Here is a 26,897-nt window from a genome sequence, read left to right on the forward strand (position 1 = left end):
CGCCAAATGGCAAGATCGATCGCAAGGCGCTGCCGGCGGCCGATGTGCGACGAGACGGCTATGTCGCGCCGCGCACGGTCACGGAATGGATACTCGCGAAGGAATTCGCCGATATCCTCGGCGTCGAGCGGATCGGAGTAGATGATGACTTCTTCGAGCTCGGCGGCAGTTCGCTGAGCGGGATGAAGCTCGTCGAGCGGTTGCGTCGAACCATGTTCAGCACGCTTCCGCTGACTGCCTTGTTTGCATCGCCGACAATATCGTCGCTCGCAAACTGGATTGCGAGCGCTGATGACCAGGCACGAAGCTCGCTGGTGCGGATGCGTCGAGGTACGACGATTCCACCGCTGTACTGCATTCATCCGGGTGGCGGATCGGTGATCCGATACCAGCCTCTCGTCGACGCTCTGACTGTCGAACGTCCCGTTTATGGCGTCCAGTCCCGCAGCTTGCTCGATCCGACTTTCGTCGACCGCTCGATCGATGAAATGGCGGCGCATTATGTGGCGTCGATACGTCGGCAGCAATCGGACGGCCCATACTTCCTGACTGGATGGTGCTTCGGAGGCGCCATTGCCATGGCGATGGCGGCGCTGCTCGAGGAGCAGGGGGAGGAGGTTGCATTCTTGGGGCTCATCGACTCCTCGACCGTCGTCGTTCCATTCCATCGCGATGCTTCGGCGTTGGACTATTTCCAGCAGCTCGCGGCGATGGAGGGGTTGCAACTCGGAGACAGGCCGAATGAGGCCGACAAGACATATCTCGTGCAGGCTTCGGCGCCATTGTCCGATCGGGAGCGGCTGCTCCTTGCGGCCGAGTGGGGTCGAGAGCAGGGATATTGGAGCAATATGTCGACTGAGCTCTTCGAGCGGTTGTTTGCCGACGGCGAAAATTCGGCGCGAATGCTGAGCGAGCTGCAGCTGACCCGCATTCGCGCGCCGATCCATGTGTGGTGGGCGAAGGCGACGCTGGACGCGATCGGAGGACCACCGGTCGACTGGAGCGCGTTCACGCTGGGAGGCGCGACCACGCGCGTGCTAGCGGGGACACATGAGGACATTCTCGCGACCGCCGATCTGCATGCAGAGGTCGATCGGGCGTTGTGGATCGCCGGCGAAACATCGCAGAAGCAGCGCGCGGAAATTTGAAAGCATCTCGGAGCTGGACTGAGCGACGGACGTTGGTCTCCTAGAGCCGTTTCCGATCCGAGTGAATCGAAAGCTGCTCCAGCTTTTTTGATTTGGAGCGAATTCTGATCGATCGAACGATTCCGTTCGATCGGAAAGCGCTTCTAACGCGGCGACATATAGGCGCGCCGGATGACCGGTCGGAGCGCAAACCACGAGCGACCGGACAGGTTTCTCAAAGAGGCGTAGATCATATGCGAGATTGCAGCAGCATCGGAAAGAATCGAGCCTCGCCGTGGCGGCTGTGGCGAATGCTGACGGCGTCAAAATTCATGCTCGCGCTGTCGGTGGCGTCTGGCCTCGCCGCCGGCGTCGGCAACGGCTGGCTCTTGACCTTCATCAATCGATCGCTCGCGCAAGACGAGCCGGCGTCGTCCTCCGCTTTTTTCGGGCTGTGCTTCGCGGTGCTGTTTTCCGGCGCTTTGTCGATGATCTCGATGTCGCGCATCGCGCAGGAGAACTTGTTGGCGCTTCGCCTTGGTCTCAGCAAGCGCATCCTGTCCGCGCCGCTGAGCAGCTTGCGCGCATGCGGGCCTCATCGTCTGACGGCGGCCTTGACCGATGATGTGAACAGCATTGTCAACGCCCAGGAGGCGGTTCCCTTGCTGGTCATAGAAATCTCCAAGCTCGTCGCCGCGCTCGTCTATCTCGCATTTCTTTCACCCGGGCTGTTGGCGTTCGTTCTGTTCTTTCTCGTGTTCGGCGTCGCGAGCTTCCGTCTCCTGCAGAGTCCGGCGACGGGATGGCTGACGCTGGCGCGAAAGGCCGAGAACGAGCTGTTCGATCATTTCCGTTCCATCACCGATGGACATAAGGAGTTGAAGATGGACGCGCGCCGCAGGCGCGTCTTTCTCGACGACGAGCTCCGAGCGGCGGCGGCGGCGGTCAAGCATTGGCGCAACAAGGCTTGGGCCGTGTTCGTCCTGTCGGATCGCTGGGGCCATTCGCTCTATTTCCTTCTCGTCGGCGCCGTTCTGTTCTTGTCGCCGATGGCCGCGCAGATATCACGTAGCGACGCCACCGGCTTCGCTCTCGTCGTCCTTTTTCTGAGCGGTCCCATATCGGTCATCGTCCATGCGGTTCCCGCCTTTGCAATGGGCGTCGTCGCGCTTCGCAACATCGAATCGCTCGAGCTGGACGAGGACGTCGAGCCGGAAATCGAGAATGCGACGCCGGCGTTCGTCTCTTCGACGCCGTCGATGATCGAGCTGATCGGAGTCGCCTATCGATACGCGAGCGACCACGGCGACGAAGGCTATCGGCTCGGCCCCTTGAATCTGGCTTTGAGCCCGGGGGAATTGGTGTTCGTGACGGGCGGAAACGGTTCCGGCAAGACCACACTGGCGCTCCTCCTCGTCGGCCTCGTTCCTCCCGATGAGGGAGAAATCAGGTTCGGCGGCCACGCGATCGTCGACGCAAACCGAGAATCCTACCGTCAGAATTTCTCGGTCGTCTTCGCGGACGCTTACGTGTTCAACTCGCTCATGGGCTATGCGGGAGGCTCCGTTTCGTCGCGGGCCGACGAGCTTCTACGCATTCTCGAGCTCGATCACAAGCTTCGGATCGAAGATGGTCGCTTTTCCACGATCGATCTCTCGCGCGGACAGCGAAAGCGCTTGGCGCTTCTCGCCGCTTATCTCGAAGACCGCCCGATCTATGTCTTCGACGAATGGGCGGCCGAGCAGGACCCGCAATTCCGGGAGTTCTTTTATCGGGACATGCTTCCTGATCTGAAGGCGCGCGGCAAGACCGTGATCGTGATCACGCATGACGACCGCTATTTCCATCTCGCCGACCGACGGCTCCATTTGACGATGGGACGACTCGAAGATGATCTTCGCGACGACGCGCCGGCGCGAGGCCATGAGAAATCGCAGGAGACGGCTGATGCGTAGTTTTTTCCGCGTGACGGCGGCCGGCCTCGTCGCGCTCCTCGGCCTCGCGGCGGCGGCTTTGGTTGCGGCGCTCTGGCTTCCCATGCCGCGCAAGGACGGCGTTCAATTCGTGGCGGGCCTCGAGGCGCCTGTCGAAATCGATTTCGATTCGCTCGGCATTCCACACATCCATGCGCGAAATCGTCAGGACGCCTTCGCGGCTCTGGGCTATGCGACGGCCAGGGATCGGCTGTTTCAAATGGATATTCTGCGTCGTCGATCGGCCGGACGTTTGGCCGAGATCTTCGGCTCCGGGCTCTTGAATTTGGACAAGTGGAATCGCGTCATGGGATTTCCGCAGATCGCGCGCGCGGTTCTGGAGCGACTGCCGGCGAATCAGCGCGCCGCGCTCGACGGCTACAGCGCCGGCGTCAACCGCGCTATCGAAGAAGCGTGGGTCTTGCCGGTGGAATTCACGATGCTCGGCTATCGGCCGGCGCCTTGGCGCCCCGAGGACAGCATCTCCGTCATCCTCGGTCTCTCCGCGGTTTCGTTCGGCGGAAACCAGGAGCGCATGGCGAGCGTCATGCGGCGCGCTCTTCCGCTGCCGGTCGTCGAGTTCCTGACGCCCGAGAGCGATTGCTACAACGAACGTCTCGCGCCGCGCGAGCCGGAGCGTTGCGCTTCGCAATCCGCTCCCTTCGACGATCTCGAGGCGTTGATGCGCGATGCGCGCAAGGAGCGGGCGGCGGGGCTGACAGGACGCTTCGGCTCCGCTCAGGGCTCGAACGGCTGGGTGGTCGCGCCCGCGAAGACCAAAGAGCACAAGCCGCTGCTGGCCAACGACATGCATCTCGAGCTGGCGCTGCCGAACATCTGGTATCGCGCGCAGCTCGATTACGGAGACGTTCGATTGGTCGGACTGGTCGTGCCGGGGGCGCCGATGCTCATCTCGGGCAGCAATGGAAAGGTCGCCTGGGGGCTCACCAGCGTCGAAGGAGATTTCACCGATCTGGTGCGCATCGAGCATGACGGCGCCGATCCGATGACCTATCGGAGCGCAGACGGGCCGCGTCGCTTCGGGACGCGAACCGAATCCGTCGCGGTTCGCGGCGCCGCGACCGAAACATTCGAGGTCAAAGAAACGATCTGGGGGCCGGTCGCGTCCGAAAGTCTCCTCGGCGATGAGGTGGCTGTCCGTTGGACGGCTCTCGATCCGGCCGCCACGAATTTCGACTTGATGAACATGGACGACATCGCGACGGTTGGGTCGGCGATCTCTCTGTTGAAAGAGGCCGGCGGGCCGCCGCTCAACGTGCTTCTCGCCGATCGTTCCGGCGCTATCGGCTGGACGCTGATGGGCAGGCTGCCGAAGCGCTTCGGAATGGACGGCCTCTTCAGCGAAAGCTGGGCGGACGGCGCGCGAGGCTGGCGCGGCTATTACCGATCGGATGAATTGCCGAGCATCGTCGATCCGCTATCGGGATTTCTCGTCAACACCAATCAGCGAATGCTCGGCGCGGACCAGTTCGCGCCGAAGATCGGTCACGATTTTTCGGGCGGATACCGAGCATGGCGCGTGACCGAGCGCCTTCGAGAGCTCTCTGGCGCTTCGGAAGGCGATATGCTGGCGCTGCAGCTCGACTCGGTCTCCGAGCCTTATCGCTATTACCAGAAGCTTGCGCTGGACGCATTGGACGGCGCCGTCGATCTCGGCGGGGACGCGGCGGCTTTGCGTCCCTATCTCGCGGCCTGGGACGGACGCGCCGAGGCGGACAGTCTCGGCCTTCCGCTGCTCGTCGAATTTCGTCAGGCCTTGATCGACGCGATCTTTTCGCCGCTGGTCGCAAAATGCCGCAAGCTCGATCCCGCTTTCATTTACGAATGGAGCGGGATGGACGGTCCGCTGCAGACGATCATAGCGAGCGGACGCGGCGGCCTTCTGCCCGAGGCCTATTCCGATTGGCCGACCTTTCTGCGCGCGGTGCTGACGCGCACGGCGCGCGAGCTGATGCGCCGCCACGACGTCGCATCCGTCGCCGATCTGACATGGGGGCGGGTGAATCGGGTCCAGATCGGCCATTTCCTGACCAATGGCGTGCCGGTGATCTCGCAATTCCTCGATATGCCGCGGCGTCCGCTGGCCGGCTGCCGGCTTTGTGTGAGATTTTCGCTCAACTTCCCGTTCGGCTCGAGTTCGGGAGCCAATGCGCGCATGGTGGTGGCGCCGGGGCGGGAGTCGGATGGATTGATGGAGATGCCGGGAGGGCAATCGGGCCAGCCCGGCGCCGAGCATTATGGCGATCAGCAAGAGGATTGGCTGCTCGGAAGGCCCTCGCCTCTTCTCGCCGGCGAGCCTCGGCACAAGATCATCCTGAAGCCGGCTTCGCTCGGCGCCGAAGCGCACGCCGATCCGTGACCTTCGAGCTTCGATCAGGCGTCCGATCGGCGGCTGGCGGGACTGGGCGTGAATGCGATGCGGAATGTCGCGCCGCCGCCGGGCGTCGACGCGACGGATATCTGCGCGTGGTGGCGCTCGACGATCTCCTTCGTGATCGCGAGGCCGAGGCCGGTTCCGGGCGTCGCCTCGCTCTTGCGCCAGAACGGCTCGAAAATCTTCTCTCTGTCGGCGGCATCGACGCCTTCGCCATGATCGACGACCTCGACGGTCGCATCGGCGCGGACGCGAACGAGCACAATTCCTCCTTCCGGCTCGGCCCGCAACGCATTGTCGATCAGATTGGCGAACGCGCTTTCCAGCGCGCGCGGATCGCCGCGGGCGATGACAGGCGATGAGGGGCTGTCGACCTCGATCTTCTTGCGATTGTCGATCGCCAGCGGCATGAGATCGACGACCATATTCAAGATCAGCTCTCGCAGGTCGATTTCTTCGGCGAGCGCGGCGTCGTGGCTCGAGATTTTCGCGGCCGCGAGCAGCTGCTCGAGGATCGAGCGAATGCGCCGCGCGTCGCGCTTCATATCTCGTCGGAACGTCTCCTCGTCGGGATTGTCGATGTGCGCGCACATGATGGCGACGGGGGTGCGGAGCTCGTGCGCGGCGTTCGCGGTGAACCGCCGCTGGGCCGCAATGCCTTTCTCGAGCCGTTCGAGCGCCTGATTCACCGCCTCGACGAAAGGCAGCGCTTCGCGCGGAACCCCCGCATCGGCAATACGCCGGTCGATGGAGCTCATGTCGATGCGGGTCGCCTCCGCCGCGGCCGCGCGCAAGGGGGCGAGCCCACGCCGCACGACCAGCCAGGCGAGAAGCGCCGCGCAGATGATCATCGGCGACACGATGATCAGATTGGCGTCCAGCAGGAACGCGCTCAGCACATGCAGGAGGTCCTCCGCATGCAGGCGGTAGCCATAGACCGCCACGAGCAGATCGCCGACGGGCGTCGCTTGCCGTCGCACGCGTCCGAAGGCGTTCGGGTCCTGATCGTCGGCGATCCGGAATTTCATCTCCGACACATGCACGCGACCCGCGCTGGCGAGCGCGGCCGTCAGCTCCGGCGACGAGCCCGGCACGGCCGCGCTCGTTTGCGGGAAAAAGGCGGCGTATCGAAAGCCGGGGTTGGCCTCGGCGTAGTCGCGCAAAGCCTCGCTCGGGCGCAGCGAGGGGCCGCCGTCGCCCGAGTCGACGAGAGAATCGACGACCAGCGCGCGCGCGCGCTTTTCGCCCCAGTCATTCGCCGTCATCATATCGCGATTGAGGCCGGTCAGCGAGATGAGCAGCGCATTGAGCGGCGTGAGCAGAAAGGCCGCGATCTGCACGAAGATGAGATAGACGACGAGCCGTTTGGAGAGGGAGGGATGTGCGCTCACGTGGCGGATCGGGTCAGCATATAGCCGACGCCTCTCGCCGAATGTATGTCGACCTCGGCGCCCAGCTCATCCAATCTTCGGCGCAGCCTGAACACCAGAAGCGTCAAGGCGCTCGGCTGAATCTCGTCGTCGCATCCGTAGATTTCGTCGATGAGCGTTTGGCGCCGCACCATCCTCCCGGCGTTGCACAAGAGGACCTCGAGCAGCGCCGCTTCGCGCCTCTGCATGATGACGGGCTTTCCGGCAATCGAGAGATCGCGAAGATTGGGATCGAAAGAGATCGCGCCGATCTCGATCGACGGCAGCAGGTCGCCGCCCGATCGCCTGAGGCCGGCTCTCACCCTCGCCATCAGCTCGTCGAACTCGAACGGCTTGGTCAGATAGTCGTCCGCGCCGGCGTCGAGTCCTCGAACCTTGTCGGTCGTGGAATCGCACGCCGTTATGATCAGCACACGAATCTTCGGCTGCAGCCGGCGCATGTCCGGCAGCAGAGTGATTCCATCTCCGTCGGGGAGGCGCCTGTCGAGCAGCACGAACGAATATCGGTAGGATTTCAGCATGTCCAGCGCGTCGCCGAGCGTGCTCACATGATCCGCGATGAAGCCGGAGCGACCGAGGCGCCGAGCGAGCGAACTGGCGATTTCCTGCTCGTCTTCGATCAATAAAATCCGCATTTCGAAACCTCCGAGCGAGGAAATGTTCGAATTTTAGACGCTGAGAAGACAATCATGGAAGTATTGGGGCGTCGAAGTCAAGAGACGAGGACGCGGCGCGAGCCAACGCCGCGCGCGGCCTCGCAGTCCGATCGCCGCTCCTTAATCGCGCGTCGCATGGGATTCGGGCGTTCCTGCAGCGGCGGGAAATTTCCAAGAAATCCCTCCCCTGCTAGGACTGCAATCGAAGAGGTCGATCATGTAGAAGAGCTGTTCGGCGGCCACGCCCGAACGCTCGCGGCGACCGGGCGCTATGTTTCGAGAGCCTGGACGAACCGGACGGACGACCTCGGCGGCGGAAGGAGGCCCAATGTTTCGGCATTATTTCAAGCGCGGCGTAGCTGCCGTGGCGTCGATCTGCATGCTCGCTCCGGCGGCGGCGCGAGCCCAGGAAGCTCTTCCAACGATCGATGTCGGCGCCGCTCGCGCGAACGCCGGGGGACGGCCGGCGGACGCAGGGGCAGGCGCCGGCGCGTCGACCGCCTATGCCGTTTCCGAGACGTCGACGGCGACGAAGCTGCGCACGCCGATCATGGAGACCCCGCTCAACATCCAAGTCGTGCCGCGGCAGGTCCTGATCGACCGGCAGGTGACGACGATCGACGAGGCCTTGAACAATATCAGCGGCGTCACCGTCGGCGCGGGAGGCGCATTCGCTTATGGCGAGGCTTATAGCAACGTGTTCCTGCGCGGATTCAGGACGACGACGCGGCTTCGGAACGGCTTCCGGATCGACGCCGCGGGCGGCAACACCGGCCTGTCGCTCCAGCAATTCGCCAATGTCCAGAGCATCGAAGTGCTGAAGGGGCCCGCCGCCATTCTCTACGGAGCGCTGGAGCCGGGCGGCGTGGTGAATGTCGTGACCAACCGGCCGCAAGAGACGCCGCAATATTCGGTCCAGCAGCAGTTCGGCTCCTATGCGCTCTATCGCACCACCGCGAGCGCCACCGGGCCGGCCAGTCCCGACAAATCTCTGTTGTATCGGATGGACATGTCCTACGAGAATGCGGGGTCTTTCGTCGATTTCGGCTACAAGAGGAATTTGTTTTTTGCGCCCGTGCTCGAATGGAACATCGATCCGCGAACGCGCGTGACGCTGGAGCTGCAATATCAGGATTCGCATTTCGGCCAGATCTGGGGGTTCACTCCCCTTCTCTACGGGCGTCCGCTGCGAACGGAGCGCAGCCTCAATTATTCCGAGCGCTCGCCCTATCAGGAAGAGACGTTCTTCTCGGCCCTGAGCTGGTCGCACGAATTCGACAATGGTTGGTCGATCAGGCAGCAATTCTCGATGAATCGTGACCGGCTGAACGCGGCGGGCATCCAACCCGGCTCGATCGGCGTTCTGACGACCGCCCCTGGCTTCGGCGAGTTCGTGTTGCCTTCGCCGACCGGCAGCCTGGTCGATCGGGCGGCCGCGCCGACGTCGAGCAGATCGGATATCTATGCGGCGATCACCGATGTGACGGGCCATTTCGTGACGGGAACTCTCGAGCATTCGTTGCTCGTCGGCGGAGACTATTATCGAACCCATCACCGAGGCGGCTTCGGCTTCACATTGCAGAATTCGTGGATCGATCTGAACAATCCGGGCCATCCGGGCACGCCGTTCGGCGCCGCCGTCCCGGCCTATGGCTCCGCCGGGCAGACGGACAGCATTGGCTTCTACGTGCAGGATCAAATCAAGCTTCCCCTCGGGCTCGAGGTTCTTGGAGGCGCGAGATACCAGAACGTCAATCAGCGAAATCAGTTCACCGAGCCGACCTGCTTTCTGACCGGGACCTGCGCTCTGGACCATTTGACCACGCGGCGCGGACTAACGGCGCAGGCGGTGACGCCGCGCGTCGGCCTGCTGTGGCGGCCCGAGCAGTGGATCAGCGTCTATGGGAATTACACCGAAGGATTCAGCCCCAATTCCGGCATTGTCACGCTCGATCAGACGCTCGTTGCTCCGAGCCAGGGAAATCAGTGGGAGGGCGGCGTCAAGATCGAATTGTTCGAAGGGCGCTTGAGGGCGACGGGCGCCTATTATCATCTCGTCAAGACCAATATTCCGATTCAGATCGCCGGCACGCAGTTTTTCGTCGTGGCGGGAGAAGCGCGCAGCCAAGGGCCCGAGCTCGACATCCAGGGCGAAATCCTGCCCGGATGGAAAGCGATCGCCACCTACGCGAATACGGATGTGATCTATACCAGGAGCGATGCGTCGCGCGATCCCGTGCATCCGGCGGGCAAGCGGTTCGAAATGACGCCGCGGAATACGGCGAGCTTGTGGAGCACCTATGAATTCCAGCACGAGGCTCTGCGCGGGCTGAAAGTCGGCGCCGGCTATACCTATCGCGGACCGCAGCTGCCTTGGAATTTTTCCGGGAAAGACATACAGACGCCCGATCTTCCCGGCTATGGCACGGTCGATGTGATGGCGGCCTATGAGTTCAAGCTGGACGATACGAAAGTCATCGCTCAGCTCAACGTCAAGAATTTGTTCGACAGGCACTACTACAGCGAGGCCGAGGTGCTGCAAGCGCCGACACTGCCTTATGATTGGCAAAAGCGCGTATTCGGCGCGCCCCGAGTGTTCATGGGCTCGCTGCGGGCGGAGTTCTGACCGACGCGATCGGAATGCGCGCGTGCGGAGGCGGATCGAAAAGTCGCTCCGCCGACCCGCGAGCGCGGAAATGTTTTGCAATGCGGGGCGCCGCCTCGCGACGTCGTGGGCGGCGCTGCTCCCATGTTCAATTTCGTTTCGGTCTCGACCGGCCATGCTGGATGAGGATGGGCCAATGAATGTGATCGCTGGCGATGAAGCGCGATCGGCGGCTGCGTCGCCGACCGGCGGCGCTTCCGCGCCCCGCAGGGGACGCGCTCGAAAAATCTGGACCGCCTATCACCGCTGGGTGGGCGTCGTCGCCGGCGCATATCTGGTCATAGCCGGCCTCACGGGCAGCGTGCTGGCCTTCTGGCAAGACCTGGACATATGGCTGAACGCCGACATCATGCGTGTCGCGGAGCCGTTTCCGAACGCGCCTCGCCGCTCGCCCTCGGACATCATCGCTGCGGCGAGAGCGAGCATGGCGGCCGACGCCGAGGCGACGAATGCGCAGATCTTCGTCAGCTTTCCGAGACGCGCGGACGCCGCGGCGCGCATCGACTATTTTCTCGGTCTGCCGAGCGACGAACCGCCGTCGGACCGCGCGAGCGGCGCCTCCGAGCCGCCGGAGAAGACGCCGAGCCTGGATCTGTCGAAAATCGAGGGCCATTCGATTTTTGTCGATCCCTATAGCGCCAAGGTGACCGGTCGGCGCGACCAAGGCAAGATCACCGATCCGCTCGGCTTTCCCTTCATTTATATGGTCATGAGCCTGCACTGCGCGCTCTTGTGGGAGCCTTACGGTCGGCTCGCTGTCGCGGCCATAGGCCTGCTCTTGCTGATATCCGTCATCGATGGGCTCGCCCTGTGGTGGCCGCGGCGCGGCAATTGGCGAAAGGCGCTGACGTTCAAGCAGAACGCCGGCGCGGAGCGCTTCGTCTATGATCTCCACAAGACCGTCGGCGTCTACCTCGGCGCCGTGCTGGTCGTGTCGATTTTTTCCGGCGTCTACATGAATTTCAAGGCGCCATGGCGCGCGCTCGTGTCGCTGGCGTCGCCGGTGCGCGAAATGCCCATGGATTTGAAGTCGGGTGAGGCGCGTGGCCGCGCCGCTATCGACGTCGACGCCGCTCTGAGGATCGTCGACCAGATCTTTCCCGATGGACGTCTGCAGACGATCCTGCCGCCACGGGGGCCGCATGGCGCCTATCTGATCGGCAAGCGGACCGACGACGAGGTCAACCAGGCCTCGACGTCGCGAATGGTCGCGATCGACCAATACAGCGGCGACGTTCTCGCCTCGCAGGACCCCCGCCTGTTCTCGGCGGGCGAAAAATTCTTCGAGTGGATGTATCCGCTCCATTCGGGCGAGGCTTTCGGCGACCCGGGCCGCGCCTTCATCCTGCTGTTCGGAATCGTTCCGGTAACCCTATATGCGACGGGGTTCATCCGCTGGCTCCAGAAGCGGCGAGCGGCTCGCCGAGCGGCGGCGCGATGACTCGTACGACGAATCTGACGCTGTATTGCTTCCCCTGCGCCGGCGCCGGCGCGGCTCAATATTTCCCTTGGCGGCGGCTCGCGCCCGGCTGGGTGCGCGTTCAGCCGCTCGAATTGCCTGGGCGCGGCGCCTGCTCGCGCGCGACTCTGCTGCGTTCATTCGACGAAGCCGTCGATAATCTGACGAACGCTATCGCCGGCGATCCGCGCGAGCGCTTCGCCTTCTTCGGCCACAGCCTCGGCGCGCTGCTGGCTTATGGTTGCGCGCATGCGCTTCGCCAGCGTTCCCGCAATCTCCCGATCGCGCTCTTCGCGGCGGCATGTTCGGCGCCGTCGAAGCGCGACGACGCGCGCTTCGCGGCGCTCGACACCGACGCAAAGATCATCGAGGAAATGCGACGGCTGAATGGAACGCCGGACGCGATTTTCGAACATGAGGAGCTCTTGAATATCACACTGGATCTGTTGCGCGCCGATTTCGCGCTTTGCCGGGATTTTTCCTATCGACCGCGCGACAGATTGCCGTCGCCGATTTTCGCGATCGGCGGAATTGACGACGAGATCGAATTATCGGCCCTCGCCGCCTGGGCGGAGGAAACCGCTCGGCCGGCGGATGTCAAAATGTTCGAGGGCGGGCATTTTTTCTTCCGCGGACGGGAAGCGCCCGTCCTCGATTATGTGGTGGGACGCCTCTCGGCGGTCACGATCGGCGCGTGTCCGTGAAATCGCACGAAGACTAAAGCTGAGGGAAATTGAGCAATCGCTTTGCCGTCGGCCCGCGCGATGAGCGCGGCCGTTGCGATGGGCGCGTTGCCCGCGTGTTCGAGCGCCAGATGCCGATGCGATCGCGGGGGCCGCGGCACGGGGGGACTGTCGAACGAGGCGGCGCTGCGACTCTCATTGCTTCCTCCATCCTAAGTAGACTATGCATCTTGACGCGAGGACTCTGCCCATCTAGTTTTTCTTCTGTGAATTCTGTATGAGATTTAAAGGAGTAATACTTGGATGTCGAGAAAATTACATCGCAGCGACGAACACGCAATTGTCACGAAAAAATACTCAAGAAAAGAACTATTTTCCAGTTTTACAGGATATTTACTACATTTACTCCTAGAGCGGCGCGCGATCGCGCATTTGTCTGACGGCCGCCCACGCCTTGCGATATATTCATATGACTATATTTCAAATTCAATTAACATAGATGGGCTATATGAACGGGCGTTGCTGGATATAATATTCAAATACCTTGAGTCTATTCCAAATATATTCGATGGTAATGCGTTGGATATCGGGGCGAACATCGGAAACCATAGTATATATTTTTCTTATTATTTTAAAAATGTTATCTGTTTCGAGGCAAATCCGCAGACGTTCGATATTCTCAGCATAAATGCGAAACTCCGAAATAACATAGTCTGTCACAACTTCGCGCTTTCGCGCAGCTCGGGCCAGGGAACACTAAAAATAGATCCCACCAATATGGGGAGCGCGAGCCTCTACAGCGAGGGGGCGTCGGTCGTCCCGAATATTCCGCTCGAGCGGCTCGACGCGTTCGAAGGCGAGGTCGGAAAAGTCAGCCTCATCAAAATCGACGTGCAGCGAGCCGAGTTGGACGTGCTTCTGGGCGGGGAGAGGCTCATAAAAAAGATGACACCCGTCATTCTATTCGAGCAGGAGCTCGCCGAGATCGAGAATGGCGCCTCCGCTTGCATCGAGCTACTCAGGAAATTCGGATATGATAAGTTTCTGGTGACGGAAGATAGACCTATCGTTCCATTTGCGGCGAATCCGGGAACCATCCCGTCGCTGCTCGCGCGACTCTACGCCGTTCTTTTCGGAAAGACGACAGTTTTGAAGGAGTGCGATCACTTTCTCAAAAAGCGATACAGCATTATTGTCGCTGTTCACAAAGATAGTAGAAAATCGCCTTTATAAATACGGCTCGACGAAGCGGGCCTGCCTGCCGTCCGGGGAACGACAGATATCTCCCGATCCGTCTCACTTCAACGTGAACGGCGCGATCACATCCATCGCGAACATTTCCGTCGAACGCCCGAAGTCGCTCGCGCGGAAGAATGGCGGTAATTGCTCAACCTCGATCCGCGGTTGTGCTGTGAGGCGGCGGCAGGCCGGCATCGGAGCGGTCGATTTTGTGGGGGCGGGAGAGATTTCGGCTCGCAGCGGGCGCTCGAGACGGCGCGGGCGTCGCCAGCGGCTTTCCGGCAAGGGTCAGGCGGATCGCCGCTAGGGCGTCGATGGCGCGGCGGCGTCCGGTCTCGATCCCCGAGCGGATGTCGGCATAGAGTTCGGCGCCCCAGCCGCTGCGAAAGCAATAGGTGACCTTGCGGAAGATGACGCAGGGCCGGATCGCCCGCTCGGAGCCGTTGTTGGTCGCCGGCAAGTCGCGGTTGGTCAGGAACACGAACAGGAGCCGACGCGTCCGCTTGATCATCGCCGCGAGCTTGACGCCGGCGGGCGCGACATTAGACGATCGAGCCGCGCCTCCAGCCGGTATTTGTAATTTTTCAGCGTCGCGTCAGACAGATCGGCGCGCCGCGCGCCGATCCCGCAAGCCTGTTCCAGCAGACGCCGCAGATCGGGACCGAGCACGTCATCGCCGCAATCAATTGATGCGGGTCACGTCGGGGCTTGTCGGTGGAATCTCGATATGATCATAGGGCTCGCAAACGCGCTGCGCCGCCCCCGATATGTCAGCGCCACAATGCCGGCAGGCGCAGGAGAGCATGTCACGCGTCGTCGTCGGGTTTTGATGCAGCGGACGATGCGCGCCAGAATGCGATTTGCGCGCCTTCGCGGTCTTGTCGACGGCCGGCGCCGAGGGCTTCTGGCCTTTGCTCGGCGGCGTGCTGGAATTGTCCGGAGTTTTCTTCGGCAGACCGACCTTGGCTTCCGGCTCGGCGACGCGCTTCGTCAGACGCTCGATGACCTCCGCCTGCATCAAGATCAGGCGGATCGGAGCTTCCTTGTCGAGCGAATCAAGCGCGGAGCGATCCAATCGCAGCTTGAATCAAGCCACGATTCCCGTGTCAATCACAAACCCGAAACGCCAGCAATTCTAAATGGCCGTGTCCGGGTTGCGTTTTTCGGTTTTCGTAGGCTCGGCTTTCTGATTCAAGGTGGGGGTGCCGATTCACCGCCTCCTCTCCGGGCTGCATGACGCCTGCGCCGCCTTTCCCGACAAGCGGAAGGGCGCGGGTGACTATTCGATGGCCGATATCGGCCTGCCGGCCTTTTCCTTGTTCTTCATGCAGTCGGAGTCGTTCCTCGCCTATCAGCATTCGCTCAAGGAGGGACGCAAGACCTCCAATTGCCACACCCAGTTCGGCATGGCGAAGATCCCGACCGACAATCACATCCGCTCGATGCTCGATCCCGTGCCGCCATCCAGTCGTCACCCCTGCTTCGATCAGGTCGTTGCAGCCCTGCGCGAGAACGGCGGCATGAAAGCGTTCGAGCGCCTCGACGGCCGCACGCTGATCGCTCTCGACGGAACCGAATATTTCTGCTCGCCGAAGCTCGGCTGTTCGCCATAGGATCGCGTTTACGCGATCCGTCCCGGATCGCTACGGCCAGACGCGCAAGCGCTCGAACGGCAAGACCGACTTGTACCATTCCATGCTGGCGGCGACGATCGTCTCGCCCGGCCACAACATGGCCCTGCCGCTGATGCCCGATTTCATCGTGAAGCAGGAGGGAGCCGAGAAGCAGGACTGCGAGCGGGGAGCCGCCAGGCGCTGGCTCGCCGCGCACGCCGAGCGCGTGAAGGAGCTGCGTCCCGTCTATCTCGGCGACGATCTGTTCGCCTGCGAGGCCGTGCTGGCCAGCGGCGCGGATTTCCTGCTCACGGCCAAGTCAGACTCTCATAAGGCCTTGTATGACGTCATGAAAGGCGCGGCCTGCGAGAAGGTCACGATCATCCGCAAGGAGGGGCGCCGGAAAGCTCTCCTGCCGCTACCGATGGTTCTCGAAAGCGCCGCTGTGCGACAAGGACGGCATCGAGGTCGATTGGCTCGGCCTCACCATCACCGACGCCAAAGGCGAGACGACCTGCGACGGCGCCTTCGTCACCTCGCTCGACGTCTTGCGCGAGAGCGTCGCCGAAATTGCCGCCTGCGCGCGGGCGAGGTGGAAGATCGAGAACGAAAGCTTCAATGTTCTCAAAAACAACGGCTACCATCTCGAGCATAATTTCGGCCATGGCAAGCAGAACCTCGCCATGCTGTTCGCGACCGTGAACCTCCTGGCCTTCGCCATGCACGCCGTCTGCGATTGTCTCGAGGCGCTGTGGGTGAAAGCCCGCGAGGCCAACCGCGGCGTCCTGCTTCTCCCAGCGCTCGAGATAGCCGGTCCAGGCTGCTATGAGCACGATTGAGCGTCTTCTTATAAGGAAATAGTTGCCGAGCGTCCGTCTACCCCCCACGAAACCGCGGCTCGCGCTTCTCCAGAAACGCATTACGCCCTTCCGCATAATCCGCGCTGTCGAAACAGGCTGCGGCCAGCCGCTCGCACTCCTGCGCCGAGAGCGCGTGCGGCAGGCCCGCGGCGCGGCGGATCGCGGCTTTGGCGGCACGCAGGGTCAGCGGGGCGTTGGCGGCGATGCCGGCGGCGATCCGATCGATGGCGGCGTCGAAGCCCTCCTCCGGCAACACGCGCGAGACGAAGCCGGCGGCGCGCGCCTCCTCGGCGTCGATGCGGAGGGCGGTGAAGAACAAATCCATCGCCGTCTGCGCGCCGACGGCGGAGACCACATAGCGCATGGCTTCGGGTGGATAGCCGACGCCGAGGCGGCCGGCGGGAATGCCGAATACGGCGCCCTCGGCGGCGATGCGCAGATCGCAGGCGGCGGCGAGCCCCATGCCGCCGCCCATGCAGAAGCCGGAAATGGCGGCGACGACGGGCTTGCCCAAGCGCGACAGCGCGTCGAAAGCCTCGACATTTGCCGCCTCATAGGCGCGGCCGCCCTCGGCAGTGGCGCGCACGGTCGAAAATTCGGAGATGTCGGCGCCCGAGCAGAAGGGCAGAGAAGGTGCGCCGGAGAGCACGACGATGCGCGTCGCTTCCTCCGCGTCGAGCGCGGCGAGGAGCGCGGGCAGCGCCCGCCACATCGAAAAATCGAAGGCGTTGCGCCGCTCGGCGTTGTCGATGAGGATGCGGGCGACGCCGCCCGAGTGGGCGACGCGCAGTTTTGCGCAAGAGTCCGTCATTTTGGCTCGGGCCTCCTGCCGCAGGCCATGAGTCGCTGCAGGCCATGGGTCTTCGCCGTTCGACCCTCCCCCTGGAGGGGAGGGTGGAAGCGGCGAGGCGTCAGGCGCGGCCGACGCTCACATAAGCGATGCCGTGCTTGCGCACCTCGTCGACGCCATAGATGTTGCGCAGATCGACGATGATCGGCGTCTTGAGCAGGCTCTTCACCTTTTCGAGATCGAGCGCGCGGAACGCGTCCCATTCGGTCACGATCACCAGCGCGTCGGCGCCTTCGATCGGCGCGTAGGCGTCCTCGTGGAAGACCACCTCGGGCATCAGCGGGCGCGCCTGGCTCGTCGCCTCGGGATCATAGGCGTGCACCTTGGCGCCGTCGCCGACCAGCGAGGCGACGATGGCCAGCGAGGGCGCGTCGCGCATGTCGTCGGTGTTGGGCTTGAAGGCGAGGCCGAGCAGCGCGATCTTCTTGCCGCGGACCGAGCCGTCGAGCGCGGCGATCACCTTGCGGGCCATGGCGCGCTTGCGCGCGTCATTGACCGCCACCACCGTTTCGACGATGCGCAGCGGCGCGCTGTAGTCCTGGCCGGTCTTCAGCAGGGCGAGCGTGTCCTTCGGGAAGCAGGAGCCGCCATAGCCCGGGCCGGCATGGAGGAACTTCGATCCGATGCGGCCGTCGAGGCCGATGCCGCGGGCGACGTCCTGCACATTGGCGCCGACCTTCTCGCAGAGGTCGGCGACCTCGTTGATGAAGGTGATCTTGGTGGCGAGGAAGGCGTTGGCCGCATATTTGATGAGTTCGGAGGTGCGGCGGTTCACGAACACCAGCGGCGGGGCGTTGAGGCTCAGCGGACGATAGATTTCCGCCATCACCGCTCTCGCGCGCTCGTCCTCGACGCCGAGAACGACGCGGTCGGGGCGCTTGAAGTCCTCGATCGCCGCGCCCTCGCGCAGGAACTCCGGATTGGAGACGACGGAGAAATCCGCTTTCGGGTTGGCCTCGCGGATGATGCGCTCGACCTCGTCGCCGGTGCCGACCGGCACGGTCGACTTGTCGACGATCACCGTATAGCCGTCGAGCGCCTTGCCGATCGTCTCGGCCGCCGCGAAGACATAAGAGAGGTCGGCGTGTCCGTCGCCGCGACGCGACGGCGTGCCGACCGCGATGAACACGGCGTCCGCGCCCTTGACGGCCGGCGCGAGATCCGTGGTGAAGAACAGCCGCTTCTGGCGAACATTGGAGGCGACGAGGTCGTCGAGGCCCGGCTCGTAGATCGGAATCTCGCCGCGCAGCAGGCGCTCGATCTTCGACGCGTCGGTGTCGACGCAGGTCACCACATGACCGAAATCGGCGAAACAGGCACCCGACACCAAGCCGACATAGCCCGAGCCGATCATCGTGATGTTCATCGCAGCGCGCTCCTCCTCCGAGCTTCACCAAATGCCGGGACCTCGATCCTGGAGCTCGATACAAAACGTCCGACGCGTCGCTCTCGAATTCCCGCCATGCGGCGCACCAATAGATACGAATCGCAGCCTTGGCAAGCGCCGGTCCGGACCGGGAACGACGTGTCGCGCGACCGAGGGGCACGCTTTTTCTGTGACGGATCGATGTCGGAGCGCGTCGGCCGATATCGATCCGCTCATTTCGGAGAACGCGCGGGAGCCTTCGCCACTCGATCGATCTCGATCAGCCGCTCCAGCAGCTCGCGCAATTGCTGCAGCGCGATCATGTTCGCTCCGTCGGAAGGGGCGCGGTCGGGGTTTTCATGCGTCTCGATGAAGAGGCCCGCGACGCCCACTGCGACGGCGGCGCGGGCGAGCGCGGGGACGAACGCGCTGTCTCCGCCCGAGCGATCGCCGAGCCCACCCGGCTGCTGCACGCTATGCGTCGCGTCGAAGATCACCGGCGCGCCGGTCGCGCGCGCCATGATCGGCAACGCGCGCATATCCGAAACGAGGGCGCCATAGCCGAAGCTCGTTCCCCGTTCGGTGAGCAGCGCATTGCGATTGCCGGCGCCGGCGATCTTCGCGGCGACATGGACCATGTCCCAGGGCGCGAGAAATTGGCCCTTCTTCACATTGACGACGCGGCCCGTCCGCGCCGCCGCGACGATGAGATCGGTCTGCCGGCAGAGAAAGGCGGGGATTTGCAGAATATCGACGACGTTCGCGACGCGCGCGCATTGATGCGCCTCATGCACATCGGTCGTCACCGGGACTTGATAGCGCCGCCTGATCTCCGCGAAGATCGGCAGCGCCGCCTCGAGGCCGATTCCGCGCGGGCTGGCGGCGGAGGTGCGATTGGCCTTGTCGAAGGACGCCTTGAACACGAAGCCGATCCCGAGCCGCCCGGTCAGCTCCGCCAGCGCGCCGCACATGTCGAGCGCATGGTCGCGGCTCTCCATCGCGCAAGGCCCGCCGATCAGCGCGAATGGCAGGTCCGCGCCGAAGGCGACGCCGCCGACGTCGACGCGAGAGTTGAGGGAAACAATGGTCATGTCGTCGTCCGTTCGCAGTCGCGAGCCCCTGCCTCACTCTCCCCGGCGAAGCCAGAGGAATCGCAGATGAGTATACGGGCGTTGCGCAGGAGGTAGAAATCGATTCATTCGGGTCGCTTCTCGATTCGGAGAGGCTCCCGTGCAGGCTCTCATCTCGATTTTTCCGTCCATTTCACGATCCGCGCGACATTCCGTCTCGCGCCCTTCGCTGGGGCTCGAGCGTCGGCCGTCTGTTTGATAGGAGTATTTTCGTAGATTGTGCTGAAAATATTCCTTGACAGCGCGGCGGTCGTCCCATACAGTATCGGCATGCTCCACAATTGCGGCCGCGAGGCGCGGCGGGGCTTCGAACCGTGAGTTGACGCGGTCGACGCCGCACGCCTCCGCCTGGCGCGACACGAGGTCGTCGCCCCTCGATCCTCTCCCAGACATCGGGAATCCTTCGGGGCGGCGGGTGCTCCATCCGCCCCCAGGCCAATTCCTTGGTCGGCGGCGGCAGAGCCGCCCGGCGACGCGACGAGAACACGCGCTCCTGACGACCCGCTCGAACGGGCTGGGGCGCGGCCATGACAACAACGATAGCCCTTCAAAACACACGCAAAATTTTTCGACGCGGGCGCGGGCGATTCTCGGCCGCGCCGCCGGTCACGACCGCGCGCCGGTTTCACGGAGGAGTTCATGACATTCATGGCTACGGCGAGCTATTCGCCGATCATTCACGCGCGCCTCGCCGCCGGGCGCCCGCCGGCGCTGGCGGCAGGGCTGGCGGCGATGCTGCTGAGCATGCCGGCGCTCGCCGGTCCGTATGCGACCCCGGCGCGGCAAGCCGCCGATTGGCTGGAGCTCCACCAGGATGCGAGCGACGGCAGCTGGCGCGACAGCTCGACGACGCGCACCTTTCTGCAGACCACCGAAGCGGTGCTGGCGCTGCATCAGGCCAACCGCCGCCGGCGCGCCTATTACGCCGGCCAGACTTGGCTCGAGAACCACGACCCGCGCAACCTCGACGCCCGCTCCCGGCGCCTGCTCGTGCTGCGCGCCACCCAGTCGAGCGTCCAGCAGGACGTCGACGCGGTCTCGACATCAGCCTCGACGCCGGCCGCCGGCCAGTCGGGCTGGGGTCTGGCCAAGCGCTACCGCGCTTCGCCGCTGGACACCGCTCTGGCGCTGGACGCCCTGCGCACTGCCGGCGCGACATTCTCCAGCGCGCAAGCCATCGCCTATCTGAAAGCCGCTCAGCTCACCGCGGCAGGGGATAAGGGCTGGCCCGCAGCGGCAGGCGGCGCCACGGACGCCTACACCACCGCCCGCGTGGTGCAGGCGCTGGCGGCCTACAAGAGCTCGGACGCCACGCTCGCCGCGCCGCTGGCCAATGCCGTCGCCACTCTCAGAACCAAGGTCGGAACCTCCTCCGCCCCGCATGTGCGCGCCGCCGCCGCCTTGGCCTATCTGCGCATGGACCCCGCCTCCAATGACGCCAAGACCCTGCTCGACTCGCTGACCGCGATCCAGCGCGCCGACGGGGGCTTCGACGCGGGCGCGCTCGCCACCGGCGTGATCGCGCAGGCCTTCTCGGCGGCGGAAGGGGCCGACGCGGCCGACGGCCGCACGCGCGTCGATGTCGTCGACGCGGCTCTGCGCGCCGCCGTCAACCAGGCCCTGGGGCGCGGCGCCTTGGATCAGCTCAACCGCGGCGAGCTCGCCCAGCTGACGACGCTGAACATCTCCAACCGGGGCGTAACCAGCCTCAACGGCCTGCAATACGCCGTCGCCCTCACCACGCTCCTCGCAGCCAACAACGCCATCAGCGACGCCAGCCCGATCGCCGGTCTGACCAAGCTGACCACCATCGACCTGAGTGGCAACCCCTGCGCCGGCTGTTAGCGACTTGCGTCAACGACAATGAAGGGTGCTCGACGCCCCCTCCCCGGCCCTCCACCGCTTCGCGGGGGAGGGAGCAGACTCCGCGCTTCATCCAAGGTTCGCGAAGCCTCGGCCGCCCCCTCTCCCGCGACGCGGGGGAGAGGGAGGGGGCCTTCTGGCCTTCAATTCCGGATGACGCAAGTCACTCGCTGAATTCGCTCGAACACATCAGGAGCAAGGACTCCCAATGACCAATCGCATCTCTATGACTTTGGCCGCGCTGCTGGCGGCGTCGAGCCTCTCGCCGTTGGCGCAAGCGGCCGAACCCTCGCCGTCCGCCGCCACGGGCGACGAAACGGCGCCACGCAGCTTGAACCCCGCGCAGATCGCCGCCGTCCGCGCCGTGGGGCGCAATGTCCTGGCGGCCAAGGCGAGCGGCGCGGAGGACGCTGCGAATGTCGATGTCGAACAGCTCGCGCGCTTGCGCAGCACGCTGGACGCACTGATCGCCGCCGACCTGGACCCGAACAACCGCACGCCCATTGCCGTGCAGGGCCAGGAAAGCAGCGAGCAGCGCGCGAGCAGCGAACGGGTGGCCGCCTTGCGCGAGAGCGCCCGGGCCGAAGCCCGCGCGCTTTCCGCGCAATTGCGCAGCCGGAGCGAGAGAGAAGCCGCCGATGCGCAAGCCGCGTCCGGCGAGGGCGCCCGCTCGGCGGGCCTACCCATCGGCGCACAGCGCGCGCGCTTGTTTCAACATTGGTCGGACGAGCTCGACGCCGCCGCGGCCGAGGACGGCGCCGGCCGCATCGCGCAACTGCAAGAACTCCGCGACCGGCTTCGGCCCGCCGGGAGCGGCGTGAGCCAGACAGCGGCCACGCCCGCCACGCCCACCTTGCAAGCCATGCCCGCCGGCGCGGCCTCGGATCGAGGGAGATAAGCAATGACGACGTCAACCACCCGATATCTGCAGCGCACATTGGGCGCCGTCGGCGCGGCCGCCTGCCTGAACCTGCTGGCGAGCGCGAGCGTCGAGGCTCAGGTCGTGAGCGAGTCCGCCGAGATCGTCTACTCGAGCGCCGATGCGCAGGCCTTGCGCGACAAGGCCCGCCAGCTCGGCAACGCCGCGGCGATCTACGAATATGTCCACAACACGATCGAGCACTCGCCTTATCATGGCTCGCGCTCCGGCTCGGTCAACACCTTCCTGGGCCGACGCGGCAGCGACGTGGACATCGCCACCGCGCTGATCGCCATGCTGCGCTCGCGGAACATCCCGGCGCGCTACGCGGTCGGCACAGTGCGCCTTCCCGCCGCGCAGCTCACCAATTGGCTGGGCGCGCCGCAGCTCGACACCGCCGTCGAGACGCTGAAGGCGCAAGGCGTCCAGCGCGTCACGCTCGCCGCCGACCGCAGCACGGTGGATCTCGAGCATGTCTGGGTCGAAGCCTTCGTGTCCTTCGACCAGTATCGCGGGGTCGATGTCGTCAGCCCGGCCGTCGATTGCAGCCAGAGCGCCAATGCCGCGCGCTGCACCTGGGCTCCCTTGGATGCGAGCTTCAAGCAGAAGACCTACAACGGCCTCGCCCTCGACCCCTACCCTGCGGTGAGCTTCGACTACACCGCCTATTACAACGCCATCAAGAACAAGGACGCCGCGCGGCGCGACAAGAATCCTTTGACGATCCTCGAAGACCAGATCGGCGCCTGGCTGCGCGCCAACCACCCCGGCAAGACGCTGGAAGACGTCGAGGATGCGGGCAGGATCGTCGAGCTGCGCGAAGGATTGCTGCCCGCCTCGCTGCCCTATCAGGTCATCGGCGCTATCCGCCGCTACGACACGGTGGCCGCCCATGACGCGGCGGTTCCGGCCGCCGAGCCCAAGAAATGGGGCAAGCGCCTGACCATCGACATCTCCATAACCTTGAGGTTCGAGGGCGGAGGCACGTTCACGGCGAGCGCCAGGGGCGGCAATGCGCTGCTGGCCGAGCTCAACACCAAGCGGCTGACGCTCTCCACAGAGTTCCAGCCGCCGGGGAACATCCCCAATGTCGTCACGCGCCTCGGCGGCGTCGAGATCGCCCGCCCCTTGTCCGGCGGCGGCACGATCGTCGGCTACACGCCGCGCATCGGCGACCCCTACACGATTGTGGTCGGCATGGATGGCGTTCCCGGCGCGGCCAGCGGCGACGCCGATCGCACCATCACCGCCAGCTATTCGGGCATTATCGGCGGCTATTATCTGCTGGCCACGGGAGGCGAGTCGTCCAACTGGTCGCAGGTCCACCGCGCCGCCGATCAGCTGCTCGCATCCAACGACCGATACAAGATCGTGTTCAACCCGGGCGAAGCGGGCTGTCGCACGGATGGCGTCAATTGCACGCCCTATGTGGACGCCAACGCCAATGGCTGGGACTCCTCGGACACCAAGCTGCTGGAGAACAAGCCGGCGCTGGACGCCTTGACCGGCGGGCTGCTGTATGTCGGCGCCTCCCAATATTTCGCCAAGCTGCGCGAGCAGTTCGAGCGCGCCGACCGGCTGATGAAGACGAGGACGCCGGTGATCGGCTTCCTCGGAGTGGTGAGCTCGGTCTACGAAGCCGAATATGTCGACGGCACCGCCTTCTCCATCCTGCCCGGCGGCCTCTTGATCGACATGAAGGGCATCACCATCGGCGGCTCGTACCGGACCGGCGAGTCGGGCGTCAGCTACTCCAACCGCCAGTTCGAATTCCTCGGCCACATCACCTCGTCGCTGGAGCATGAGACCTGGCAGGAGCTGACCGGCTATGACGCGGTGTCGACCGTGCGCGGCATTCAGATGGCGTTGGCGAGCGGCGCGAGCCTGCTGAACGTCAAGCGCGACGCCGGCTCCAACACACTGCCGAGCTTCATCGCCGCGATGGGCTTCGGCAACGCGGCGCCGTCGCGCTTCGCCATCGCGCAGCGCGACGTCTACGGCACCCGCCCGACAAGCTGGTCGCATCCGACCTACGACATCACCGAAGGCTTCGACGTGCTGAAGAAAGCGCCGACCGGCACCTCGGACACGCGCCTGCCGACGCTCAGCTACTACAACGATTATTGGCACAGCAATATCGGCTGCTTCGACACTCTCGAGGGCCAGCTCGACGGCTTGCGCGCCACCTATGGCGGCTCGCGAACGCTCAACGCCGGCGGCAACTGCGGCGTCTACTGGGCCGCCGGCACGACGATCGACCAAGCCATCGCCATGATGAAGGCGGGCTACAATTCGTATCGCGGCGGGTCGAACGCGGCCGTCTTCAACTATCTCGACGCGCGGCAAGGCTTCGTCAGCGCCGACTTCGCCTATCGCAATGTGGCGCTGGCCGCCAACGCCTATTCCACCGCCTTTGTCGCGCGCGTGCGCGACGATCTGCAATTGCGCGACACGGCGCAGTCCTGGGCGGAATATACGCTGCCCTCGACGCTGGCCACCGGCGCGACCTACCGATTCCAGGTCGATATCCGCAAGGCCTACGACTCTCCCACCGACCGCCTGACCGAGCTGACCTTCGAGATCGCCAACCGCAGCCTGACGGCCGGCGGCGGCTATGTGGGCCTCGACAGCGCCGCGCTCGCCGCCGACAGGCGCCGCGCCGACTGAGCCGCTTCCCGACACGACCCGACGCGCCCTAGGCGCCGATATTTTCGAGCAAGGACATTGACATCATGCGTCGACTCACACCTCCGCAAGCCGCGTCCGCTCTCTCTCCCGCGAAGCTCCGGATGCGCCATCGCCGCCGCCTGTCGGCGCTGACCGTCGCCGGCTTCACGCTGACCAGCGTCAGCCCGGGCCTCGCCGGCAGCTATGTGGACGGCGTCGCCGTCCTCGACCCCGCCAAGGCCATCAACAGCTTCAACAATGACCAGTTCAACGACCGGCTGCTGGTCGGCACGGTCAACAACGACCCCGTGCGCACGCCGAGCACGGCCGATCCCGTGTCGACCGTCAGCGGCAACAACTACCATGACGAGACCGATTTCGTGATCCGCGGCCGCAACGGCCTGAACACCGTCTTCACCCGCACCTACAACAGCGCCCCCAGCGCCGCCGAGACCGATCGGGGCCTCGGCTATGGCTGGACGCACAGCTATATGATGCGGCTCCGGTCCAATGATTTCGGCGTCTGCCCCGGCTGCACGAGCAGCCAGAAGCCCGAGAACGCCAATAGCAAGACCAGCTCCATCACCTATACGGACGAACGCGGCGGGGAGCAGAATTTTCTCATCGACGAAACCAGCTTCGCGGTGACCGCCCCCAAGGGCGTGCATGACACGCTGACGCTGAACAGCCCATCCGCCGGCCGGCACACGCTGACCTTCCGCAACGGCGTCAAATATGTGTTCGAGACCGTCTCGGGCAAGCTCGAGACCACGCCCAATGTCACGGCGCGCCTCAAATATATCGAGGACGCCTGGGGCGATCGCCTGACGCTCGGCTATGACGCCAATGGGCGCCTGTCCGCCATCACCGACAATCTGGGCGTCACGGGCCGTACCGGCGTCGCCTTCGCTTACCACGCCGATGGACGCCTGAAGGAGGTGAGCGACTGGACGGGCCGCAAATGGAGCTTCGCCTATGACACGTCGGGCAATCTGCAGAGCGTGACCAATCCGCTGTTGCAGAAGCTGACCTATGGCTATGACGCGCAGAAGCATCTTTTGACCGGCATCGCCAAGCCGCTGGCGCGCGGGGGCAAGCTGGTCGAGACCAGATTCAAATATTACGAGAACGGCCGCGCCTTCCAGCAGACCGACAGCTTCGGCTTCGGCGACACGCTGGATTACGACCTCTACCGCAAGACCACGCGGGTGACGGACGCGCGCGGCTTCGTGCGCGAATATGTCTATGATCAGAACGGCCGCATGACCAGGCTGGTGGAGCCGGACGGCGGCGTGCTGTTGTTCGAGAACCAGAGCGACGCCATCCGCAGCAAGAAATATGACGCGCTCGGCTACGCCACCAGCTACAGCTATCGCGCCGACAAATCATTCTCCGGCGCGTCGGACATGTTCGGCAATGTCACGCGCGAGCGGGACCCGCTGAACCGCAGCATCGATACGACCTATGGTCCGTTCGATCAGCCGGCGACGACGAAAAACAAGCGCGGCTTCATCAGCACCACTGCCTTCGCGGCCTCGACCAGCGGCTGCGATTATGCGGGCCGCCCCAAGGAAACCCGCATCAGCTCGCTCGGCGGAATCGCCAATGCGCTGCTGGCGAGCCAGTGCTGGAACGCCGACGCCACGCCGAGCTCCAGCCGGCAATATATCGACAGCGCCCGCTATCGCGAGACGCGGCTCACCTATCAGCCGGGCAGCAAAGGCCTGAATGTGAGCCAGGAGCAGATCGTCGGCATGCCCTCCGGCGTGACGGTGACGAAGACCTACGCCTATGACAGCCTCGGCCGCCGAACCAGCGAGACTTTGAAGCGCCGCGCCGGCCCCGCCAGCGCTGCGCAGATCGATCTCACCACGCGCTATGAGTATGACGCGCTGGACCGGATCACCAAGATCACCGATCCGCTGGGCAATGAGTCCATCCAGAATTTCGACGCCAATGGCCAGCTCTGGAAGGTGACGCATCGCTACAAGAAGAGCGACGG

At 64.2% G+C, this 26,897-nt stretch carries 20 protein-coding genes; 12 read left to right on the forward strand and 8 right to left on the reverse strand.

Annotation, left to right across the window (positions count from 1 at the left end; all coding sequences use genetic code 11):
- Window positions 1–44 precede the first annotated feature (44 nt).
- The 3 genes from K3F48_RS20835 to K3F48_RS20845 all read left to right on the forward strand — a co-directional run bounded on the left by K3F48_RS20835 (window position 45) and on the right by K3F48_RS20845 (window position 5,480).
- Entirely contained in the window at window positions 45–1,148 is a 1,104-nt protein-coding gene (locus K3F48_RS20835; RefSeq protein WP_370631464.1) for a thioesterase domain-containing protein, read from the forward strand.
- 311 nt (window positions 1,149–1,459) lie between these two features.
- Window positions 1,460–3,082 carry a cyclic peptide export ABC transporter gene (locus K3F48_RS20840; RefSeq protein ID WP_255609539.1) on the forward strand — a complete coding sequence of 541 codons (1,623 nt, stop codon included), beginning with the start codon at window positions 1,460–1,462 and terminating at the stop codon, window positions 3,080–3,082.
- Window positions 3,075–5,480 (forward strand): penicillin acylase family protein, encoded by a 2,406-nt coding sequence (locus tag K3F48_RS20845; protein WP_222577370.1) that lies wholly within the window; start codon window positions 3,075–3,077, stop codon window positions 5,478–5,480. Before K3F48_RS20840 ends, K3F48_RS20845 begins: the two co-directional genes overlap by 8 nt.
- A 14-nt stretch (window positions 5,481–5,494) precedes the next feature.
- Here K3F48_RS20845 and K3F48_RS25025 read toward each other — a convergent pair whose 3' ends face one another.
- Together K3F48_RS25025 and K3F48_RS20855 are read right to left on the reverse strand one after the other, a co-directional pair.
- Entirely contained in the window at window positions 5,495–6,886 is a 1,392-nt protein-coding gene (locus tag K3F48_RS25025; RefSeq protein ID WP_222577371.1) for a HAMP domain-containing sensor histidine kinase, read from the reverse strand.
- Window positions 6,883–7,560: a response regulator transcription factor gene (locus tag K3F48_RS20855; protein WP_222577372.1), complete on the reverse strand. Its 678-nt coding sequence runs from the start codon at window positions 7,558–7,560 to the stop codon at window positions 6,883–6,885. The genes K3F48_RS25025 and K3F48_RS20855 overlap by 4 nt, the downstream gene beginning before the upstream one ends.
- 349 nt (window positions 7,561–7,909) lie before the next feature.
- Here K3F48_RS20855 and K3F48_RS20860 point away from each other — a divergent pair, with 349 nt between their 5' ends.
- The 4 genes from K3F48_RS20860 (at window position 7,910) to K3F48_RS20875 (ending at window position 13,621) form a co-directional block, all read left to right on the forward strand.
- Window positions 7,910–10,207, forward strand: coding sequence for a TonB-dependent siderophore receptor (locus K3F48_RS20860; protein ID WP_222577373.1), 2,298 nt, complete (start codon window positions 7,910–7,912; stop codon window positions 10,205–10,207).
- A 175-nt stretch (window positions 10,208–10,382) separates the two neighbouring features.
- Complete coding sequence (locus K3F48_RS20865; protein WP_222577374.1) at window positions 10,383–11,687, forward strand: PepSY domain-containing protein; 1,305 nt, start codon at window positions 10,383–10,385, stop codon at window positions 11,685–11,687.
- Entirely contained in the window at window positions 11,684–12,409 is a 726-nt protein-coding gene (locus K3F48_RS20870; RefSeq protein ID WP_222577375.1) for a thioesterase II family protein, read from the forward strand. Before K3F48_RS20865 ends, K3F48_RS20870 begins: the two co-directional genes overlap by 4 nt.
- 282 nt (window positions 12,410–12,691) lie before the next feature.
- Complete coding sequence (locus tag K3F48_RS20875) at window positions 12,692–13,621, forward strand: FkbM family methyltransferase (RefSeq protein ID WP_222577376.1); 930 nt, start codon at window positions 12,692–12,694, stop codon at window positions 13,619–13,621.
- A 154-nt stretch (window positions 13,622–13,775) separates the two neighbouring features.
- Here the strand turns inward: K3F48_RS20875 and K3F48_RS20880 are convergent, their stop codons facing one another.
- On the reverse strand, window positions 13,776–14,138 hold the full coding sequence (locus K3F48_RS20880; RefSeq protein WP_222577377.1) for a transposase: 363 nt from the start codon (window positions 14,136–14,138) through the stop codon (window positions 13,776–13,778).
- A 171-nt stretch (window positions 14,139–14,309) separates the two neighbouring features.
- Window positions 14,310–14,702: a hypothetical protein gene (locus K3F48_RS20885; protein WP_222577378.1), complete on the reverse strand. Its 393-nt coding sequence runs from the start codon at window positions 14,700–14,702 to the stop codon at window positions 14,310–14,312.
- Window positions 14,703–14,829: 127 nt separating this feature from the next.
- Here K3F48_RS20885 and K3F48_RS20890 point away from each other — a divergent pair, with 127 nt between their 5' ends.
- Window positions 14,830–15,240, forward strand: coding sequence for a hypothetical protein (locus K3F48_RS20890; RefSeq protein WP_222577379.1), 411 nt, complete (start codon window positions 14,830–14,832; stop codon window positions 15,238–15,240).
- Between the two features lie 380 nt (window positions 15,241–15,620).
- Here K3F48_RS20890 and K3F48_RS20895 read toward each other — a convergent pair whose 3' ends face one another.
- The 4 genes from K3F48_RS20895 to kdsA form a co-directional block, all read right to left on the reverse strand.
- Window positions 15,621–16,073 (reverse strand): hypothetical protein, encoded by a 453-nt coding sequence (locus K3F48_RS20895; RefSeq protein ID WP_222577380.1) that lies wholly within the window; start codon window positions 16,071–16,073, stop codon window positions 15,621–15,623.
- A gap of 43 nt (window positions 16,074–16,116) precedes the next feature.
- Entirely contained in the window at window positions 16,117–16,911 is a 795-nt protein-coding gene (locus tag K3F48_RS20900) for an enoyl-CoA hydratase (RefSeq protein ID WP_222577381.1), read from the reverse strand.
- Window positions 16,912–17,011: 100 nt separating this feature from the next.
- Window positions 17,012–18,316 (reverse strand): UDP-glucose/GDP-mannose dehydrogenase family protein, encoded by a 1,305-nt coding sequence (locus K3F48_RS20905; protein WP_222577382.1) that lies wholly within the window; start codon window positions 18,314–18,316, stop codon window positions 17,012–17,014.
- A gap of 233 nt (window positions 18,317–18,549) precedes the next feature.
- The gene (gene kdsA, locus K3F48_RS20910; RefSeq protein WP_222577383.1) at window positions 18,550–19,407 is read right to left on the reverse strand and encodes a 3-deoxy-8-phosphooctulonate synthase; all 858 of its coding nucleotides are present in this window, start codon (window positions 19,405–19,407) and stop codon (window positions 18,550–18,552) included.
- A 678-nt stretch (window positions 19,408–20,085) separates the two neighbouring features.
- Here kdsA and K3F48_RS20915 point away from each other — a divergent pair.
- The 4 genes from K3F48_RS20915 to K3F48_RS20930 all read left to right on the forward strand — a co-directional run.
- The gene (locus K3F48_RS20915; protein ID WP_222577384.1) at window positions 20,086–21,291 is read left to right on the forward strand and encodes a leucine-rich repeat domain-containing protein; all 1,206 of its coding nucleotides are present in this window, start codon (window positions 20,086–20,088) and stop codon (window positions 21,289–21,291) included.
- A gap of 250 nt (window positions 21,292–21,541) precedes the next feature.
- Window positions 21,542–22,207 (forward strand): hypothetical protein, encoded by a 666-nt coding sequence (locus K3F48_RS20920; RefSeq protein WP_222577385.1) that lies wholly within the window; start codon window positions 21,542–21,544, stop codon window positions 22,205–22,207.
- A gap of 3 nt (window positions 22,208–22,210) precedes the next feature.
- Window positions 22,211–24,895, forward strand: coding sequence for a transglutaminase family protein (locus tag K3F48_RS20925; protein WP_222577386.1), 2,685 nt, complete (start codon window positions 22,211–22,213; stop codon window positions 24,893–24,895).
- A 122-nt stretch (window positions 24,896–25,017) separates the two neighbouring features.
- The coding region (locus tag K3F48_RS20930; protein WP_222577387.1) for a DUF6531 domain-containing protein at window positions 25,018–26,897 on the forward strand (1,880 nt) is incomplete at its 3' end.

Origin of the sequence: Methylosinus sp. Sm6, from assembly GCF_019802345.1 — a bacterium.
Taxonomy (GTDB): Bacteria; Pseudomonadota; Alphaproteobacteria; order Rhizobiales; family Beijerinckiaceae; genus Methylosinus.